The organism is Chryseobacterium vaccae, assembly GCF_009602705.1.
Lineage (GTDB): Bacteria > Bacteroidota > Bacteroidia > Flavobacteriales > Weeksellaceae > Chryseobacterium > Chryseobacterium vaccae.
Map to the genome: position 1 here is coordinate 4,936,658 of NZ_VSWH01000001.1, position 19,635 is coordinate 4,956,292.

Consider the following 19,635-nt stretch of genomic DNA (forward strand, 5'->3'; position numbering starts at 1 on the left):
TGAATAAAAGATCTGCCTAATCAAGATCAGCGAGCGATCTGAAAATAAAAAATTCGTGTATTCATGGCACCCACAAAAAAATGTGCAAACTTTCCTAAATAAAGTTTGCACATCAATATCTCAAAATGGCTAAATCTTTTGCGTCTTTGCAAATACCTTTTAATAAGCAACCTCCATTTTTACTTTCTTGCCTTTCAGTTTTTCATTCTGAAGCTTTCTTAAAACAGCATTCACCTTATTTCTGGCAACAGCAACATAGGATGTGGTATCTTTTACTTCGATAACCCCAACATCTTCTTTCTGTAGCTCTCCTTTTTTAAGTAAATATCCTACAATATCCACCTTATTTACTTTATCTTTTTTTCCTGCACTGATGTAAATTGTCTGGAAAGGCGTCTTCTGAGGGGCCCTGTCAAATCCCGTAACGCTTTCTTCCGGAGTGTTATTTTTAATGAAAGGGAAATTTTCATCTTCAGTCATAATCAGATAAACAAAACCTTTGGCGTTCATCCTTGCCGTACGTCCGTTTCTGTGAATAAAAGCATCTTCTTTTGGAGGGAGCTGATAATGGACGATGGATTCCACTTCGGGTATATCAAGTCCGCGGGCAGCAAGATCGGTGGTGATAAGAATTCTGGCCGAATCATTTCTGAATTTCAATAAGGCGCGTTCTCTTTCGTCCTGTTCCATTCCGCCGTGGAAGGTTTCCCTGTCGATTCCCATTTGATGAAGAAGCTCTGAAATACGGTCCACAGCCTCGCGGTGATTACAGAAAATAAGGGTTCTTTTATTTCCTATTTTACAGATTAAATGAAACAATGTATCCAGTTTTTCCTCCGAAATGGTCATTACTTTTCGTAACTGAATATCCGGTTTTACTTCACTTAACTTTAAAAAGTCAATCGTTTTCTCATTTTTTAAGCCTGTAAACTTTGGAATCTCGTCCATGGCTGTGGCTGAAGTTAAAATTCTTTGTGAAAGACCTTTTAGTGAACCTGCTATAAACTCCATATCTTCATGGAAGCCCAGCTCCAGGGCTTTGTCAAATTCATCAAGAACTAAAGTCTGAATGCTTTTCGGATCAAAATTATGATTTCTCACATGATAAGCAACTCTTCCGGGAGTTCCGATTAAAACAGCAGGAGCTTCAATTAAATTATTGACCTCAATCTTTTTATCATGTCCGCCATAACAAACGGAAACCTTAAAATCTGTTCCCATTGCTTTGAAAACCTGCTCAATCTGTATAGCCAGTTCTCTTGCCGGAACTAATATTAAAGCCTGAACACCCTGTGCATCCTTTTTCAGATTCCTGAGAACCGGAAATAAAAAAGCAAGGGTTTTCCCTGAACCTGTAGGGGAGAGCAGGACGATGTCCGTATTGTTTTCAGAGGCGTTGTATGTGGATTTCTGCATCTGATTCATATCCTGAATCTGCAGTTTTTGATAAATTGATTCTAATTCCATGGTGCAAAGGTAGTGATTTGAAGAGTAGATTTTATAAAGAGTCAATAGTGAATGCTCAATCCGCTTCGCTTGTGAATTTTTGATGTTGTAATCATTGACATTTCACTTGCGCAGCAAAATTCACAATTCATCCTTCTCTAGATCAGTCGTTTACAGACTGTAAAGGTCAGGGTGGAAATATTGCTTATCTCAAATAAATTTTATATCTTTGCACCCACTTTTGTGGCGAAAAGGTTTGATGAGTAAATTACTTATAATTAATTACTTCCGTATTTTTTAATCCGCATTTATTCAAACCGTTAAAAAAGAAGGAATACAAATTTTTATTAGAAAATGTCAAAAGAGACAAATTCAGCAGAGGTTTTATTAAACCAAAACGTAGCACCAGAACAATTTGATTGGGATTCTTTCGAATCAGGTCTTGATGCAGATGCGAGAAAAGAAAAAAGCGATTTAGAAGAAATCTACAACGGATCTTTAAACAACCTGGACGATAATGACGTTTTAGTTGGTAAAGTTGTAAGATTAACTGACAAAGAAGCTATCGTAGACATCAACTTCAAATCTGAAGGTGTTATCTCTCTAAACGAATTCCGTTACAACCAAGGCCTTAAAGTAGGTGACGAGGTAGAAGTAATGGTTGACAAGAGAGAAGACAAAACCGGACAATTACAATTATCTCACAGAAAAGCTAGAACGCTTAAAGCTTGGGATAAAGTAAACGAACTTCACGAAACTGGAGAAATCGTTAACGGTTTTGTTAAATCTAGAACTAAGGGTGGTATGATCGTTGACGTTCACGGAATCGAAGCATTCTTACCTGGTTCTCAAATTGACGTTAAGCCAATTAAAGATTACGATCAGTTCGTAGGAAAAACTATGGAGTTCAAAGTTGTGAAAATCAACCCTGAGTTCAAAAACGTAGTAGTTTCTCACAAAGCATTGATCGAAGCAGATATCGAAGGTCAGAAAAAAGAAATCATCGCTCAGCTTGAAAAAGGTCAGGTTCTTGAAGGTACTGTTAAGAATATTACTTCTTACGGTGTATTCATTGACTTAGGAGGTGTTGATGGATTGATCCACATTACAGACCTTTCTTGGTCTAGAGTGAACCACCCATCTGAAATCCTTGAGGACGGACAGACTGTAAAAGTTGTAATCCTTGATTTCGATGATGAGAAAACAAGAATCCAGTTAGGTATGAAGCAATTAGAAGCTCATCCTTGGGATGCTCTTTCTGCTGACATGAAAGTTGGAGATAAAGTAAAAGGAAAAGTAGTAGTTCTTGCTGACTATGGTGCATTCGTAGAAATCGCTCCAGGTGTTGAAGGATTAATCCACGTTTCTGAAATGTCTTGGTCTACTCACTTAAGATCTGCTGGAGATTTCGTAAAAGTAGGTGATGAAGTAGAAGCTGAAGTATTAACTTTAGATAGAGAAGAAAGAAAAATTTCTCTTGGTATCAAGCAATTGTCTAAAGATCCATGGGAAAACATTGAAGCTAAGTATCCGGTAGGATCTCAGCATGTAGGAACGGTAAGAAACTTCACTAACTTTGGTGTATTCGTAGAGTTAGAAGAAGGTATCGACGGATTAATCTACATCTCTGATCTTTCTTGGACTAAGAAAATCAAGCACCCATCTGAATTCTGTGCAGTAGGTGATAAATTAGATGTTGTAGTTCTTGAGCTAGATATCCAGGCTAGAAGATTATCTCTAGGTCACAAGCAATTGACTGAAAACCCATGGGATAAATTCGAAACTAAATATGCTGAAGGAACGATCCACGCTGGTAAAGCTGTAGAAGTTCACGATAAAGGAGCTTCTGTACAATTCGAAGATGCTGAGGTTGAAGCATTCTGCCCTTCAAGATTATTAGAGAAAGAAGATGGATCTAAAATCAAGAAAGGTGAAGATGCTCAATTCAAAGTAATTGAATTCAACAAAGAATTCAAGAGAGTTGTAGTTTCTCACACAGGGATCTTCAGAGACGAAGAAAAGAAAAACGTTAAAGAATCTTCTTCTAGAAACGTATCTTCTTCTTCAAACAACGAAGAAAGATCTACTCTTGGAGACATCGATGCATTAGCAGAGTTGAAAAGAAAAATGGAAGAAGGTAAATAATCTTTGAACCATTGATAAATATTGAGCCGCTCATTTGAGCGGCTTTTTTTGTTTTATATTTTTCAGGAGCTTTTTCCCGCTATCCACTCATACTCCTCACGCCATGGCTTCCCCTGGCCTGAATCCTTCACTTCTCCATTCATGTTGCGGGGTAACCGTTACTATCGAGGCTATCTGTAATGACGGAATAAACCTGTTAGGTTTGTGAGTAGACTTGAATAAAAATAACATCTATTTTCTCAGGATTAAACCTTCGTTTTTGAACTTGGACTTTGAATATTTTTAATTTTTTTCTAATTATGTTAAAATATTTCACCAATTAAGGAAATTATGTTATTTTTAGCCAGCTAAAACAAACTTTTAACTATGAAAAAAACATTTTTATTTTTATTCATGGCATTCATGATGTCGTGGAGTGGTCTTAAAGCACAAGGACTTGATTACATTTTTATGCTGGATAACGGAAGTTCTATTACCGCTGCCGAATACGCTAACATGAAGCGGGGGGCTATTAAACTGATGGAAGAGCTTCTAGCCTGTAATAACAGAAACAGAGTAGCTGTTGTACAGTATGGAACAGGAAAGTATGGGGATACCAGCGGGACATATAAGCCCATGATTTATATTGAATCCGATTTTACCAGCGATCAGTTTGTCGCCCAGAATTTTGACAGACGCTTGGATTTCGGAGATCTTTTTAATGAATCCTTAGGAATGATTGGCGATGCACTTGATGGAAATCCCAATGCTAATATTATGAGTCCTCAGACAACTTTAGGGCTGGTGCAGGATCTTAGAGTGGTTGTATTTACTGACGCAATGAGAAATCTGGGTAGTGCTCTTACAGGCTCTTATCTTGTGAACTCTAGCAGCCCGGCCTATGGTACTACTGCAGCATTTGTGAATGAGCTGAAGTTCAAATATAGCAGAGGGGCAAGGTTTACCATGGTCCATACCAGTACAGTGATGTCTGCAATGAGGGCAGCAGCAGCTATTGCCTCGCATGGTTCAGGGTCATATTCCGGAGCGGTAGAACCTGTTCAGGGAGATCCTAATATTAACTCAACTCCAAGAACATATTTTAACAGACCTAATGGGTTTGAAGTTGGCTCTGGTGAAATGGGTTATTGGAGAGACCTGGCACAGAATATATGCGAAACGAATGGTATGGGAACCGTAGATTTCAGATACGAGCCGGGAGAATGTATAGGATATACACAAGGTGTTGGCGGATATCATCATCTTCCAGCAGGGGCTACTTTATTGAGTCTTAAGCTGGAGCTGGTAGGCTTACAGACAGGAACTGTTTTCCCTGTGCCATATAACCCTTCATTCGGACCAGGTAACTTTTTTGTCTATTATCCACAGACTTCAGACTTTGCTGCTGCTATTAATGGCGGAGCAACAGGACCGCAGAAGTTCAAATTGACCATGGAATACTCTTATAACGGTCAGACTGAAGTAGCATATGCCTGGAATAACTATCCGTTTTTTGATTATGACATTAATATGGAATGCCCGGTATTAAAAACAGCGAAACCATTAGCAGAAGAAAAGATGTTCAAGCTTACTCCTAATCCTACCAATGGATTATTTAAAGTAATCCTGAATAAAGAAGCTAAATCAGGAAAACTTGAGATCAGAGACCTGAGCGGGAATACAGTTTATAATAAAATAGTACGCGGGGAAAAAGAAATAAATGTAGATCTGAGCTCTCGAAAAGAAGGAGTATATGTGGTGAATGTAACGACGGATAAAAATGAAACCTATTCAGAGAAAATAATAAAGAAATAATCGAAATGTAAATAACAGAGCTGCCTGAAAAGGCAGCTTTTTTTTATAAATGGCCTGATAGTGCAGAGTTAGCATAATCGTAAAAAAATGATGATTAATTTTGTATGGTATAATGAGTGTTATTTTTAAAAATATTCTACTAAAACATGTATTGACTGTGAATTATTTGTAAATTAGCGCCTTTATTAGTAAAAAATGAAAAAGATAACTCTACCACTCTTATTTGCTGTATTCACAGCATTTCCTTTAACTTTGTTTTCACAGGATAATAATAATCTGATTAAAGATTATATTTCTCAAAACACAATCAGAGAATATAAAAAGTCAGACCTTACTAATTTTGTTATTGATAATATTGACCATTCAAAATCAATGAATGGGGATGTTGTCAAATTCCAGCAGACATATAACGGCCTTCCTGTATATGGTACTGCAGGAACAGCATTGGTAAGAGATCAGAAAGTTATTTATTATACTGATAACTTTATCAAAGACTATAAAGTATCTGCTTTAGCCAATGCAAGGCTGACGAAAGAAGAAGCCCTGAAGAAAATTGCAGGTGATCTGGGAAGTGAAGAAATTTCCAACCTTAAGATCATGGCTTTCTTTGAGAAAGGACCGGGAAAAATGACAGCAGCCAAACAGCGTTTGGTTTATACAGTCGATAATAACCAGGACCTGAAGCTGGCTTATGAATATTTGTTAAATGAACCAGGTACACCCAATCACTGGGATATCCTGGTAGATGCCCATGACGGCAAAATTTTAAATAAAACGAATCTTACAGTTTCATGTAATTTCAGTGAAGGGGCTTACGCTCATGATGAACATGTAGCTGCGGCATTACCTCAATACGAAGGAACTTATCATATCAATCGTACAAATTTTGTTACGCTGGCTCCAGATAATGCAACATACAATGTATTCCCTCTACCGGTGGAGGCACCAACCTTTGGTTCCAGAGCTTTGGTAAGCAACCCATGGATTCTGGCTTCTTCTCCGGAAGGATGGCATTCCAACGGTACTACCCATTATACCGTAACAAGAGGAAATAACGTGTATGCGTATGATGATAAAGATGCCAGGGAAAGTACATATGGGGTTTCTCCGGATGGAGGGGCTTCCAGAACTTTTGATTTTCCATATGATCCTAATGCATTAACATATAACAATTTATCTGCGGCCACAACCAATTTATTTTATATAAGTAACATGGTGCATGATATTTTCTATAAATTCGGATTTACAGAGTCTGCCAAAAATTTCCAGAGCAATAACTTCGGAAAAGGAGGTCTGGATGATGATGAGGTTTTTGCACAGTCTCAGGATGGAGGCGGTTTCAATAATGCTAATTTTGCCCCATATCCGGATAATTATAATCCTGTTATGCAGATGTATCTATGGCTGGCTTCAAATCGAAAACTATTCTATAGTGCACCGTCTGATGCTGTTGGTCGTAATGTAAACGCAGGAGTTGCACAGTTTGGAGCACCTGTGAATGATATAGGAATAACAGGAGATGTAAAATTGGCCAGTGTTATTGATGGCTGTACTGCTCTGCCGGCTGGTGAAATGACAGGAAAAATTGGTTTAATTGAGAGAGGAGGAACCTGTAGCTTCCCTGCGAAAGTAAAAAATGCTCAAAACGCAGGAGCAATAGGGGTTGTTATTTATAATAATGCTGCAAGTGGTTCTACATTAGGAAATATGGGAGGAACAGATACTACAATTACGATTCCTTCTATATTAATTACCAATTCTGAAGGAGAATATATCAAAACAAAATTAGCAGCCAATACCACTGTAAATATTGCCGTAAGAGCTGATACAAAATATGACGGAAGTTTTGATAATGGTATCGTTACTCATGAATATGGCCACGGGATTTCCAACAGACTTACAGGAACAGGATCTAACTGTCTGAATTCAGGAGCTGATAAAGAGCAGATGGGAGAAGGATGGTCAGATTTCTTTGCATTGATGCTGACTAACAGACCAGGGGATAATGCTTCTGTAGCAAGAGGAATGGGAACTTATCCTATCGGGCAGCAGACTAACGGAAATGGAATCAGACCATTAAAATATTCACCTGATTTTAACGTGAATTACGCTACCTATGGACATACCAACGGAATGGAATACAACAACGGTTCTGCTATAGTACCTGATGTACACTCAATTGGCTTTGTTTGGGCCACCATGCTATGGGATCTTCATTGGAAATATGTTGAAAAATACGGATATTCTTCAGATGTAACTTCAAATACACCAAACGGAAGCACCAAAGTATTACAGTTAGTAACCGATGCCCTTAAGCTTCAGGGATGTCTTCCTACTTTTATTGACGGAAGAAACGCTATTCTAAATGCGGATTTAGCCACAACAGGCGGACAGGATAAGTGTATGATCTGGAGAGTTTTTGCTAAAAGAGGCCTTGGTTTCGGTGCTTCAGCAGGATCTAAAACGGATATCAATGATCAGGTGGAAAACTTTGATCTTCCTGCAGGATGTTCTGCTCTTTCCACAGAAGAAGTAAAAGCAGCTAAAAATAAAATTTCTATCTATCCGAACCCGGCTAAAGATGAATTCTACATTAACTTCCCTGGCGATATGCTTGGAAAAGTTAGTGTTGAAATTTACGATATGTCAGGAAAACTGATTTCTTCAGAAGATAAAGTTTCTCCGGATGCTAAAAAAGCCGTTTCAACCAATAAAATGGTTAACGGAACGTATATGGTAAAAGTAAAAGGCCTTGGTTTTGAATCATCATCTAAAGTGATTGTAAAGAAATAATCATCTTTTTTAATCCTATAAAAATCGCCGCAGAGAATACCTGCGGCGATTTTATTTATCTATCATGCTGACATTGCCGGCGATTTTAATTATTATATTGTAAATTTGCAGGCTGTTTTAAAAAAATATGAAGAAGAAAAATATACTGAAAGGAGTTTTATTTGTAGGGATCGGTGCTAGTATATACGGTATGTTGGCTACATTTGTAAAGATGGCTTATAAGGATGGTTTTACCACCTCTGAAGTCACAACATCCCAATTTTTACTAGGATTAACCGGACTTTTGGTCCTGAATTTTATCCAGACCATCACCTCTAAACAAAAGTTGTCGTCTCCAAGCGGCAAAGAAGTTAGAATGTTAATGCTGGCAGGAACCTCTCTGGGATGCACCAGCCTGTTTTATTATATTGCGGTTCAGTACATAGATGTTTCCATTGCTATTGTATTACTCATGCAGTCCGTTTGGTTCAGTGTGGTGGTAGAAAGTTTTATCTCCAAAAAATTACCGAATGCAAGAAAAGTAATATCAGTAATTATTGTACTGGCAGGAACTATTCTGGCAACCAACCTGATGAATATGGAGATTGAGCTGGACTGGCATGGAATATTCTGGGGACTGATGGCTGCAGCTTCCTATACGCTGACAATGTTTACATCCAATACTCTGGCGACTCATCTTCCGGTGTTCAGGAAAAGTATTATTATGCTTTGTGGTGGTGCGGTAGTGGTATTTGCTTTCCTGTTTTTCGCACAGATCGGGCCGATGTATTCAGACAGCCTGAAGTCATTTTACCTGAATTTTACAGAGAATACAGAGCATATTCATTCTTTCAACTATTCTATATTCTGGACATATGGATTTGTACTGGCACTCTTCGGAACTATTATTCCACCAATTTTGTTCAACGTTGGATTCCCGAATGCCGGACTTGGATTAGGAAGTATTGTTTCATCACTGGAGCTTCCGGTTTCCGTGACGATGGCCTTTGTTTTACTGGGTGAGAAAGTAATATTCGTACAATGGATAGGAATTGCACTGATTCTTTTTGCTATTGTATTGATGAATCTGCCTTCCAAACAAGAATACAAAGCCGTGGAATTATCTTAAAAAATAGTAATTAATCTAAAAATAACAATCTTAGACCGTTCCTTTGGAGCGGTTTTTTTAATTTTATGTTTCTAAAATAAATCGGAATGAAAAATTTCAGAAATGCAGTTACGGTAATAATGCTGTCAGCAGCTCCGGCCCTTATGTTTTCGCAGGTAAAACCTTTAGATGCTGTATTGTCGGAATACAAATATCCCTATGAAGTTCATTATCTCGATCTGAAATCCCAGAATAACGACCTGAAAATGGCGTATATGGATGTACAGCCTCAAAAAGCCAATGGAAAAACCATAATGCTTCTTCATGGAAAAAATTTTAATGGAGCATATTGGGAAAGAACAGCTAAAGATCTTTCTGCTAAAGGATTCAGAGTGATTATTCCCGATCAGATAGGATTTGGAAAATCTTCAAAACCTCAGAATTATCAGTTTTCCTTTTCACAGCTTGCAGAAAATACAAAAGCCATTCTGGATCAGCTGAAGATTGAAAAAACAATAGTTTTAGGACATTCTATGGGAGGAATGGTTGCTACGAGATTTACATTGCTTTATCCAGAAAGAGTTCAGAAACTCATTCTGGAAAACCCTATCGGGCTTGAAGATTATAAAACTTTTGCTTCTTACCAGACCATTGACCAGGCTTATCAGTCAGAATTAAAAAATACAGCGGAAACCTACAAAAATTATCAGCTGAAATTCTATTATGACAACAAATGGAAAGATGAATATCAGCCGTGGCTTGATCTCATTGCCGGATGGACACTGCATAAAGATTATCCTAAGGTAGCATGGGATGCTGCACTGACTACCGATATGATCTATAACCAACCAGTTTGCTATGAATTTAAAAACATTAAAATACCTACGCTCCTCATTATTGGAACAAGAGACAGAACGGCAATCGGGAAAGACAGGGCTCCCAAAGAACTTCAGCCCAAAATGGGGCAGTACCAGGAACTTGGTAAAAAAACACAGCGTGAAATTGCCGGTTCAAAATTAGTAGAGCTTGAAAATGTAGGCCATCTTCCTCATATTGAGGTATATCCTAAGTTTTTTAGTACGTTATATGATTTTATAAGATAATTCTGAATCTGACCTTAAAATAGTAGTTTACTAACAAAACAAATAAGGCTGAAAAAAGGAGTGCCATTCTGGTAACCCCGTATTTTCAGCCATAGAGCCTGTCCGAAATTCAGAATTTCTTTTTGTTGATTTCTGCTTTATCCATAGGCGTTTTTAAATTATCCGGCTTATAAAAAATCTTTGATTTTTTCCTTAACTGATCTTATCCCTTAATAAATCTTAATGTTTCAAATAAAATTTATCTTTTAGTTCATAACTTACTTTTTCCCACGGAGCAGATAAAATGATACAAGTCCGATTCCTGAAAAAAGAAGACATGAAATCCCCAGATTCTGAATATAACCGATGCTTATTAATCCCAGTCCAATAAGGATATAATAAATCAACCCGAGCAAAGCACCCGCACTTCCGGCTTCATTCTTATATCTGATCAGAGCGGTACTCAGAATATTAGGAATAGCTATACTGAATGCCATCACAATAAAGCAGAAAGGAATCAGAAAAAACATTCCCCGGCCGAAGACCCATACAAAGACTGAAGCAGTAAATGAGATCCATACACCTGTTTTTACCAGCGTTTCAGAAGATATACTTCTCAATAACAAATATCTGTTAAGCTGTGCACCGATAAAAGTCCCGATTGCTAAAATAAAACTACTGTATCCAAAATCATAAGAACTAAGCTGGTTTTCTTTGAAAATAAACGGAGCCAGTGAATAATAGGAAAATAAAAGGACATTAAAACTCATAATCAGCAGACAGCTTCTGATAATTTCGGGATCCCTGAGCATGCGTTTCAGCAAATGAATCAATGTTCCTGAATTGATTTGCTTTTTTACCTGAATGGTTTCTGATATTTTGTTTTTTGAAAGAATCCAAAACAGAACGGCAAGTAAAGCCAGTGTAATAAATACTCCCTGATACCCTGAGAATGAAGCCAGCACAGAACCGGAGACCATCCCGATCACAGGGCTTACCGACAAGCCAATTCCAATCCAGGAAAATACTTTACTGATGCTGTTTTTATCATACAGATCCCTTAAAATGGTCTGGGCAATAATAGAACCTACAGAAATTCCAAAAGCAGAAACAACTCTGGCAGCAAGCATGAGGGTGAAATCAGTTGCTAAAAGTGCAGCCAGTGCCCCGATACCATAAGTGATCAGTCCATATTCCAGTGCTTTCTTTCGCCCGATACGGTCACTCTGGATTCCCCAAAAAGCTACTCCTAATGCGAAAGATATAAAATACAGACTTATCGTCAATGCTGCAGATTCCTCACGAATGGAAAAATGTTCCTGTATCATAGGAAGTACAGGGCTGTAAATGGTTTCTACAAACTGGGGAAGCATCACCAAAAGAGTAAGCAGCCACAGTGGATTAGTCTTTTTCATTTTTTTCTGCAAAGTTTTGAAAAATTGAACGTATATTTATAATGATATAAATACAAAAAACATCGAAAATAAGACATGGCTATACTCCAGCAGAATGAAGAATTTAATCCCGACAATATTGCTGAAAAAGTGATAGGCATAGCATCCGATATGGTGATGCATGATTCTGGTTTTCATTTCCATCAGACCAAAGCTCAGCTTCTGTATGCTCCTTCGGGGTGTATGACGGTTACAACCTCTGAGAAGCAGTTGGTTCTGCCGCCTTTCAGAATGCTCTGGATTCCTGCAAAAGAAGTTCATAGAGTCAACTTTCGGAATGTTGTAGCGTACAGATCTATCTATTTTGATGAAGATTATGCCGGGAAACATATGAAGGCGGATCTTAAAGTATTGCAGGTAAATCCTTTACTAAAAGAAATTATCGAAAGAATCTGCTTTTGGAAATGGACTGTGCTAAGTCAGCATCAGGAAAATATTCTGAAAGTATTCTGGAACGAATTAAAAACAGCTCCTGAAGAAAAACTGGATCTAAGAATGCCAATTGACAGGCGTTTTAAAAAAGCAACGGAAGAGTGGACACAAAGAAATTCTGTACCACCCATGTTAAAAAAGCTGACAGAAGAAATAGGAGCTGTAGAAAAAACAATCAGCCGGATCTTTAAAAAAGAAACCGGATTATCTTATCAGGAATGGAGACAGCAATGGCGCTTGCAGAGGTCGATAGAGCTTCTGGTAGAAGGTAATTCAATAGGCGAGGTGTCTTATATTCTGGAATTCTCGTCAGACAGTGCGTTCATTGAATTTTTCAAGAACCATACAGGATCTACACCACTGCAGTATCTGATGAAAAATGAACAGTGAACCGGAATGTATTTCTTGTCTTATGCAAAGTCTGCTAAGAAATATTTTACATAAAATTGTAGTAATCAATGGTATAATTTTATGCATAACTAAAAACAAAATTCCATGAATAATTACACCCATACCATCGAAATCAAAACAACAGCAGATAAAGTATATGGCGCATTGGCATATAACATTTCTCTCTGGTGGACGGAAATGTTTAGCGGCTCATCAGAACAAGCTGATGACCTGTTCACGATAAGATTCGGGGAAAATATTTACAAAACAATGCGGGTGAAAGAATTAGTTCCCAGTTCAAAAGTAGTCTGGTATGTAGAAGATTCGCTGATCAATCTTCCTGAATTAAAGAATCAGACCGAATGGATAGGAACTACCATTATATGGGAAATAGGGCAGGAGAGGAATAGTACTGTAGTTAAGGTTACACATCTTGGTCTTCATCCGGATATTGAATGCTATGAAATATGTTCTGGAGGTTGGCTGCAATTCACCAACAGTCTGAAATTATTTCTGGAAACAGGAAAAGGAAACCCTTATAGAAAATAATTTTTTGCTATTAATTCACCAACCCTACCTGTCAGAATCAGAAATTTTTATTCCGAACTAAAGTCAATACATAGAGCTTATGTTGGTTTAACGCTAAAGGGCGTAATGCTTTTTAGTGCTTATGTTATTAGGGTGCAAGGGCGTTTCACTCAGCAATGGTTTCATAAAATTTTATTGATGTTGAAGATAAATCTGCTCAATCCGCAGAGTCTGCGGAAAAATACTGTCCCGGGTCTCCAAATAAAGAACAAAAAAGAAGCTGTTCACATGGTAAACAGCTTCTTTTGTATGTATTGTTGTCTGAATTATTTCTTCTTGTAAGCAGCGTCTTTAATTCTAGCTTTCTTACCTCTAAGATCTCTGAAGTAGTAAATTCTAGATCTTCTAACTCTACCTCTTCTGTCAACTTCAATTTTTTGAAGAGCAGGCATGTTGATTGGGAATACTCTTTCTACTCCTACATCACCACTCATTTTTCTGATGGTAAATGTTTTTGTAGCACCAGTACCTCTTAATTGGATAACGGTACCTTTGAAGAACTGAGTTCTTGTTTTTTGTCCTTCTTTAATTTCGTAATACACAGTAATTGTGTCTCCTGCTTTGAATTCAGGGAAATCTTTTTTAGTAATGTACTGGTCTTGTACGTACTTTAATAAATCCATTATTAATAAAATAAAATGTTAAAGCTAAGCAACTTACACGTTTTTCGTCAGAGGTTAAATAACAGGTTGCAAATGTACAAAATAGTTTTTGAATGTACCAAATAAATTATATGCTAAAAACTATAATTTTTTCACCCTGATTAAGGCTAAAACTTAACAGATCTTTTAAGTTCCCATCAGACTGAGTTTACATATGAGTTCTACTTTTGCCCGAAAATAAAAAGGCTGGAATGCTTTTTTATAATCTGCTGATTTACAAATTGAAACTTAAAAATAATTATCTACAACAAAACCACTATGAAACACTATTTCTTTTTTTTCTGTTTTGCCGTCCAGATGGCATTCGGGCAGGTATTATTTCCGTACCTCCAGAATCCGACGCCGAATTCAATGATCGTGAACTGGAAAACAGCTTCCAATAACGAAACTACAGTAATCTACGGAACTTCTCCCACTACCCTGAATGTTACCGTAACCGGAACAACCAACATTTTTTCAGATACAGGCTATAATAATAACTACTATTATCACACCGCGAAGATTGTCGGTCTTCAGCCCAATACAAAATACTATTATAAAATAAAGACCGGAACCAGTGAGTCGGCGGTGTATAATTTCAGGACACTTCCGCTTCCGGGGCAGCCTGTAACGGCTAATGGAAAAATCCGCTTCCTGATCATGGGAGATAACCAGATTAAAGCTGAGCCAAGATATGACAGTCTTACGCTGAATGCATTCAAAAAGCTGAAAGAAAAATATGGGGTAGATGCAGATCCTTCCGATAATATTGCACTGACGTTCATGGTAGGTGATCAGGTGGATGTAGGAACACTGGATCATTATGAAAATGTACACTTTAAAAAGAACACCAAATTATCACCTTATCTTCCGATTCAGACCACTGTGGGGAATCACGAAACATATGGAACCCTTGGGATGAATTCTTATTACGCCCATTTTTATATTGATGAAATCAAATACAAAAATATCACTTCCGGAAACGAAAACTATTATGCCCAACAGGCCGGAAACGTTTTATTTGTAAGTTTAAGTTCTGAACACACCGGAACAGCCCAGCAGACCTGGCTTTCCCAGATTCTTAATGAAGCCAATAATGATCCTACCGTAGACTGGATTATCTCTTTAAGCCACAGACCTTATCAGGCTGAACAGTATGTTGGGGATATTTCAACCTGGGTAAGAAACAATGCTGTTCCTTTACTGGCGACTTCAGGAAAATACCTGATGCATGTGGGAGCCCACCATCATTTATACCACAGAGGACAGTTGAAAAACACTCCGAACTACCAGATCATTTCCGGCGGAACTGCATGGGACCAGTATTGGGGAATGTCTAATGAACAGGACTTTGATGATGTTCAGAAAACCCTTACAGACTGGACGTACCAGATCGTAGAAGTAGATATACCAACCGGAAAAGTAGATGTGGAATGCTACTCAATCGGGGGAATTTACAACAGAAAATACAATGAACTGGTGGATACTTTCCACCGTTATAAAAACCAGCCGCAGCCTGCAAAACCGTCCGTTGCCAATACTTTCTCAGGTCCTGTCACTTTACCTTTGACACTGGATGGAAGCGCTTTTGTCTCAAACAACGGAGAACAGCTGAATACAACACAATTCCTTATCAGTAAAGCACCGGATTTTTCAGTCATTGAAAAAGAAGTGTACCGCGATTATGAAAACTGGTTTGGAAAAGACGGGAACGGAACCCCGGATAAAACAAAAAACCTAAATGCCGGAGTAGATATTACCAAAGTGACCCTTCCTGCCAATTCCATTTCCAACGGAACCTATTATGTAAAGGTACGTTACAGAGATAGGAATCTAGAGTGGAGTGACTGGAGTGAAGTAAAGCAGTTTGAGATCACAGGAAGTGTAGTATCGAATCCTACATTTACTTTAGATAAAACAGAATACACACAAAACGAACCGATTACAGGAACGTATACCGGAGGTCCCGGAAACCAGCAGGATTGGGTGGGAATCTATAAAAAAGGACAAACTCCGTCAACAACAACTTCTCAGGGATTTGTATATACGAATGGCCAGACGGCGGGAACAGCTTTATTCAGCAACGGCCTTCCAAATAAAGGACAATATTTCGCAGGTTTCTTTGCCAATAATGAGTACACGGAAATCACGCCGAGAAAGAACTTTTATGTAGGCCCGAAAGTACAGCTTCAGACAACTGCCGACACTTATCCGGTAGGAGGAACAGTAGTGATCAATTTCAGTAACGGACCAAACCTCGTAAAAGACTGGATCGGAATTTACAAAATGGGGCAGACCCCAGGAACCAATACTTCCATCAAATGGAGCTACGTAACCACACCATCAGGAACACTGAATTTTACAGGCCTTCCTAAAGGATATTACTATGCCCAATATCTGCTTGAAGATGGATATACCGGAATTGGTGATAAAGTGTTCTTTAAAGTAGGGGATATCGTTACAGAATTATGGATCAATAAACCGGTTTATACATTAGGGGAGAATATTACCGCTTCATGGACAGATTCTCCGGGAATCATCAAAGACTGGCTGGGAATCTATCCACAGAATATCCAGACCCCGGATGATAACTTTGTTTCGTATACCTATTTTGACGGGATTACTCAGGGAACAAAATCAATTCAGGGAACAGCGGTTCCTGCCACACCGGGGAATTACTATATGGTGATGTTCACCAATGATTCCTACACCGAAGTTTCCAACAGAGTACAGTTCCAGGTAACCTCACCAACACTGGGAATAGAAGAAGCTAAGGCTACCGAAAAGAACGTCGTTCTATACCCGAATCCAACCAAACCAGGAGAGCCTACTTTCATCAAAAGTGATTACCCGATTGAGAAAATCGAACTGGTATCCGCTTCAGGAGAACTCTTGTATGAATCGAAAAATATAAACAATCAGCGTTTTTCTCTGGTGAATGAAAACCTTCCGAAAGGAGTATACTTTGTAAAAGTTCATACCAGAAAATTATTTACGCTAAAGCTTATTGTACAGTAAAATTCAGGTAAATCCTTATAAAAGTAAAGCGGCCGTCTCCACAGACGGCCGCTTTTTTCAAAATTTATCTTTAATAATTACAGATGGTAATTCAAATATGATTTAGAACTCATTCAACAAATCATCCTCATTGAGGTTGGTTTGAAGAGCGCTGTAAGCATCCTGGTCTTCTGCTCCTGCCAGTACTTTGGTATCCTGAATCAGCTTTCCGTCTGCATTGTAAACCTTCAGTAAAATCCATTTTCCGCTGCGTTCCAGTTCTTTCATTCCGGATTCTGTTCTGTATTTCACTTTTCCGCTCTGAAGAACACCTTCTTTCACGGTTGCCTTATTGCCGGGTTTACCTTTTACATACTGCACAATCTGGCCTGTAAAGCCGTCTGTTCCTTCCAAAGGCTGCGTATAGGTATAAATAACAGCTCCTTTTTCATCATATACGGTAGAATCATATCCTGTCTGTTTGGCATTCAGCTTTTTCTCAGATTTTAACCTTTCATCTTCTTTAAATGCTTTGGACAGTGTTACAACCCCATCTTTATAATGATGTTCGCTGTAATCTTCATATACGGTTCCGTTGTAAGGCATTTCATCCTTGTAGGTTACATTACCTTTTAATCTTCCATCCGGATAATAATACTTGATCTCCTGAACAGAATCATCAACAGAAATCTTTTCAGACGAAAGTTTCCCGTTATCATCAAAATTCTTATTAAGAACCACAGAACCATTTTTATAAACATCAATCATGGAAATATGGGAAAGATCATAGTTGAACTGGTAATCTTCACCTTCCCAGGCGGTATACGTATCAGATTCTTTACTGTACTGGTACACAAGGTTGCCTATTTTCTTTCCGGTTTCATCATAGGTTGTTTTATAACCGTCTTTCTTATTTTTCTTTTCCTCCTGAAGGATTTTTCCGTTTTTAGAATAGATAATTCCTTCTTTTACCGTGCCATCACTTTTATATTTCTCGATCTTGGAAACCCTCATCGGATCATAATAGTACTCAACCATGACATTATCAGCGGAGCTTCCTGCATTGCTGGTTCCGATGTGTTTTCCTTTTTCACCGTAATATTTGGTTTCATACTTTCCGCTGCTGTCAGTGGTTACCTCATAACGAATTCCTTTAATGTCTTCATCGTAAACAATCGTTTTAAAGTTTTCCGCACTTTCGTATACCGTAATACTGTTGTAGTAAGAAAAGTTTTCCGGATCCTTGTAGCTGTATATTTTTCCTTTAAAAGTTCCGTCAGCCTTATAAACAAGGTCTTCAGTAGGTCTTCCTTTTTCATCAAACGTCTGGGCAGGTCCTACCTGTTTTCCTCCGGAGAATGTACCCATGCTTGCAATTTTACCCTCTGGAGTATACCAGGTTACCTTACCTTCAAAAACCTCACTGCCCGGGGTAGTGTTTGAAGCCAGGCCTTCCATCTGAAGCTTTCCGTCTTTGTAAAAATCTTTGATTAAAGTGAGCTTGCCTTTGGATTGAGTTTCACGGTAAAACTCCATATTTTCCTGATTAGTCTGTTCCCAGTTTTCATCAAAATACGTTTTTTCCTGGGCGTATACATTAAAGCCGAGTACAAATACAAACAGCGCCGAGGTCAATAATTTTTTCATGTTTTTATTAAAATTTAAATGATTTTGAATGGTGTATAAGGCTGGGTTCTGAACAGTATGGAAATACTGCTGAAATACAAGATGAAAACAGCTGTTAACTGTTACAGAATAACCTTTTTACATAGAAGTTGTGTTGAGTTAAATGATACCTGAAATCACAATACAAATCATGACTCTAGGGTTTGAAGCCCCAAATATAAATCAATTTAATGAGAAATAGATGTTGAACGGACAGATTTGTTCATTTATGTTATATAACGTATTGAATATTATTATTTTAAATTTTAGATTCAAAATAGAAGAAAAACCGACTAATTCCGGCCACCGGATATCCGGGAAAATTTTATTAAATTTAGCCAACAGAAAATCTAATATTTCATGATAGATAAAAGAGTACAAAATGCGAAAGAGGCCATCGAAGGAATTAAGGATGGAATGACCCTGATGCTGGGCGGATTTGGTCTTTGCGGTATCCCTGAAAACTCAATTAATGCTTTGGTAGAAAGCGATGTGAAAGATCTTACCTGTATTTCGAATAATGCCGGAGTAGATGATTTCGGGCTTGGTTTACTTCTTCACAAAAGACAGATTAAAAAAATGATCTCTTCTTATGTAGGGGAAAATGCAGAATTTGAAAGACAGATGCTTTCAGGTGAATTGGAGGTAGAACTTACTCCACAGGGAACTTTAGCCGAAAAATGCAGAGCGGCACAGGCAGGAATTCCCGCTTTCTATACCCCTGCAGGCTATGGAACAGAAGTAGCAGAAGGAAAAGAAGTAAAAGAATTCAACGGAAAACCTCACATCCTTGAACATGCCTATAAAGCAGATTTTTCTATCGTAAAAGCATGGAAAGGTGATCATGCCGGAAACCTTATCTTCAAAGGTTCAGCCAGAAACTTCAACCACCCGATGGCCGGAGCAGCAAAAATTACCATTGCTGAAGTGGAAGAACTGGTAGCTCCGGGAGAACTGGATCCGAACGAGATACATATTCCGGGAATTATGATCCAGAGAATTTTCCAGGGTGAAAAATTTGAAAAAAGAATTGAACAGAGAACGGTGAGAAGTAAAGAGTAATTTCTGACCCTACCTGATTATAAAAAAAACAAAGCGCTGAACCTACATTCAGCGCTTTA

General features: G+C 38.1%; 13 protein-coding genes. 9 read left to right on the top strand and 4 right to left on the bottom strand.

Annotated elements, in window-relative coordinates:
- Nucleotides 1-159 precede the first annotated feature (159 nt).
- Nucleotides 160-1,467: a DEAD/DEAH box helicase gene (locus FW768_RS22610; protein WP_153399471.1), complete on the bottom strand. Its 1,308-nt coding sequence runs from the start codon at nucleotides 1,465-1,467 to the stop codon at nucleotides 160-162.
- Nucleotides 1,468-1,800: 333 nt separating this feature from the next.
- On the opposite strand from FW768_RS22610, the gene rpsA reads away from it, so the two are divergent.
- The 5 genes from rpsA (at nucleotide 1,801) to FW768_RS22635 (ending at nucleotide 10,368) form a co-directional block, all read left to right on the top strand.
- Entirely contained in the window at nucleotides 1,801-3,591 is a 1,791-nt protein-coding gene (gene rpsA / locus FW768_RS22615) for a 30S ribosomal protein S1 (protein ID WP_076597121.1), read from the top strand.
- Nucleotides 3,592-3,957: 366 nt separating this feature from the next.
- The gene (locus FW768_RS22620) at nucleotides 3,958-5,385 is read left to right on the top strand and encodes a T9SS type A sorting domain-containing protein (protein WP_153399473.1); all 1,428 of its coding nucleotides are present in this window, start codon (nucleotides 3,958-3,960) and stop codon (nucleotides 5,383-5,385) included.
- 195 nt (nucleotides 5,386-5,580) lie between these two features.
- Nucleotides 5,581-8,178, top strand: a complete 2,598-nt coding sequence (locus tag FW768_RS22625; protein ID WP_153399475.1) for a T9SS-dependent M36 family metallopeptidase — start codon at nucleotides 5,581-5,583, stop codon at nucleotides 8,176-8,178.
- Nucleotides 8,179-8,305: 127 nt separating this feature from the next.
- Complete coding sequence (locus FW768_RS22630; protein ID WP_153399477.1) at nucleotides 8,306-9,286, top strand: EamA family transporter; 981 nt, start codon at nucleotides 8,306-8,308, stop codon at nucleotides 9,284-9,286.
- Nucleotides 9,287-9,372: 86 nt separating this feature from the next.
- Nucleotides 9,373-10,368, top strand: a complete 996-nt coding sequence (locus tag FW768_RS22635) for an alpha/beta fold hydrolase (protein ID WP_153399479.1) — start codon at nucleotides 9,373-9,375, stop codon at nucleotides 10,366-10,368.
- Between the two features lie 257 nt (nucleotides 10,369-10,625).
- On the opposite strand, the gene FW768_RS22640 is transcribed toward FW768_RS22635, so the two are convergent.
- Nucleotides 10,626-11,762, bottom strand: a complete 1,137-nt coding sequence (locus FW768_RS22640) for a multidrug effflux MFS transporter (protein ID WP_153399481.1) — start codon at nucleotides 11,760-11,762, stop codon at nucleotides 10,626-10,628.
- A gap of 75 nt (nucleotides 11,763-11,837) precedes the next feature.
- Here FW768_RS22640 and FW768_RS22645 point away from each other — a divergent pair, with 75 nt between their 5' ends.
- On the top strand, nucleotides 11,838-12,623 hold the full coding sequence (locus FW768_RS22645; RefSeq protein ID WP_153399483.1) for an AraC family transcriptional regulator: 786 nt from the start codon (nucleotides 11,838-11,840) through the stop codon (nucleotides 12,621-12,623).
- A 105-nt stretch (nucleotides 12,624-12,728) separates the two neighbouring features.
- Complete coding sequence (locus FW768_RS22650) at nucleotides 12,729-13,172, top strand: SRPBCC family protein (RefSeq protein ID WP_153399484.1); 444 nt, start codon at nucleotides 12,729-12,731, stop codon at nucleotides 13,170-13,172.
- Between the two features lie 305 nt (nucleotides 13,173-13,477).
- Here the strand turns inward: FW768_RS22650 and rplS are convergent, their stop codons facing one another.
- On the bottom strand, nucleotides 13,478-13,834 hold the full coding sequence (rplS, locus tag FW768_RS22655) for a 50S ribosomal protein L19 (protein WP_034704964.1): 357 nt from the start codon (nucleotides 13,832-13,834) through the stop codon (nucleotides 13,478-13,480).
- 297 nt (nucleotides 13,835-14,131) lie between these two features.
- Here rplS and FW768_RS22660 point away from each other — a divergent pair, with 297 nt between their 5' ends.
- The gene (locus FW768_RS22660; protein WP_153399486.1) at nucleotides 14,132-16,870 is read left to right on the top strand and encodes a fibronectin type III domain-containing protein; all 2,739 of its coding nucleotides are present in this window, start codon (nucleotides 14,132-14,134) and stop codon (nucleotides 16,868-16,870) included.
- Between the two features lie 102 nt (nucleotides 16,871-16,972).
- Here FW768_RS22660 and FW768_RS22665 read toward each other — a convergent pair whose 3' ends face one another.
- On the bottom strand, nucleotides 16,973-18,496 hold the full coding sequence (locus tag FW768_RS22665) for a toxin-antitoxin system YwqK family antitoxin (protein WP_153399488.1): 1,524 nt from the start codon (nucleotides 18,494-18,496) through the stop codon (nucleotides 16,973-16,975).
- A gap of 378 nt (nucleotides 18,497-18,874) precedes the next feature.
- Here FW768_RS22665 and FW768_RS22670 point away from each other — a divergent pair, with 378 nt between their 5' ends.
- Nucleotides 18,875-19,576, top strand: a complete 702-nt coding sequence (locus tag FW768_RS22670) for a CoA transferase subunit A (RefSeq protein WP_153399490.1) — start codon at nucleotides 18,875-18,877, stop codon at nucleotides 19,574-19,576.
- The last annotated feature ends 59 nt before the right edge of the window (nucleotides 19,577-19,635 follow it).

Bases quoted from the DNA above. Each gene is read 5' to 3' on its own strand.
- FW768_RS22610 (WP_153399471.1), bottom strand. From the start codon at position 1,467: ATGGAATTAGAATCAATTTATCAAAAACTGCAGATTCAGGATATGAAT.
- rpsA (WP_076597121.1), top strand. From the start codon at position 1,801: ATGTCAAAAGAGACAAATTCAGCAGAGGTTTTATTAAACCAAAACGTA.
- FW768_RS22620 (WP_153399473.1), top strand. From the start codon at position 3,958: ATGAAAAAAACATTTTTATTTTTATTCATGGCATTCATGATGTCGTGG.
- FW768_RS22625 (WP_153399475.1), top strand. From the start codon at position 5,581: ATGAAAAAGATAACTCTACCACTCTTATTTGCTGTATTCACAGCATTT.
- FW768_RS22630 (WP_153399477.1), top strand. From the start codon at position 8,306: ATGAAGAAGAAAAATATACTGAAAGGAGTTTTATTTGTAGGGATCGGT.
- FW768_RS22635 (WP_153399479.1), top strand. From the start codon at position 9,373: ATGAAAAATTTCAGAAATGCAGTTACGGTAATAATGCTGTCAGCAGCT.
- FW768_RS22640 (WP_153399481.1), bottom strand. From the start codon at position 11,762: ATGAAAAAGACTAATCCACTGTGGCTGCTTACTCTTTTGGTGATGCTT.
- FW768_RS22645 (WP_153399483.1), top strand. From the start codon at position 11,838: ATGGCTATACTCCAGCAGAATGAAGAATTTAATCCCGACAATATTGCT.
- FW768_RS22650 (WP_153399484.1), top strand. From the start codon at position 12,729: ATGAATAATTACACCCATACCATCGAAATCAAAACAACAGCAGATAAA.
- rplS (WP_034704964.1), bottom strand. From the start codon at position 13,834: ATGGATTTATTAAAGTACGTACAAGACCAGTACATTACTAAAAAAGAT.
- FW768_RS22660 (WP_153399486.1), top strand. From the start codon at position 14,132: ATGAAACACTATTTCTTTTTTTTCTGTTTTGCCGTCCAGATGGCATTC.
- FW768_RS22665 (WP_153399488.1), bottom strand. From the start codon at position 18,496: ATGAAAAAATTATTGACCTCGGCGCTGTTTGTATTTGTACTCGGCTTT.
- FW768_RS22670 (WP_153399490.1), top strand. From the start codon at position 18,875: ATGATAGATAAAAGAGTACAAAATGCGAAAGAGGCCATCGAAGGAATT.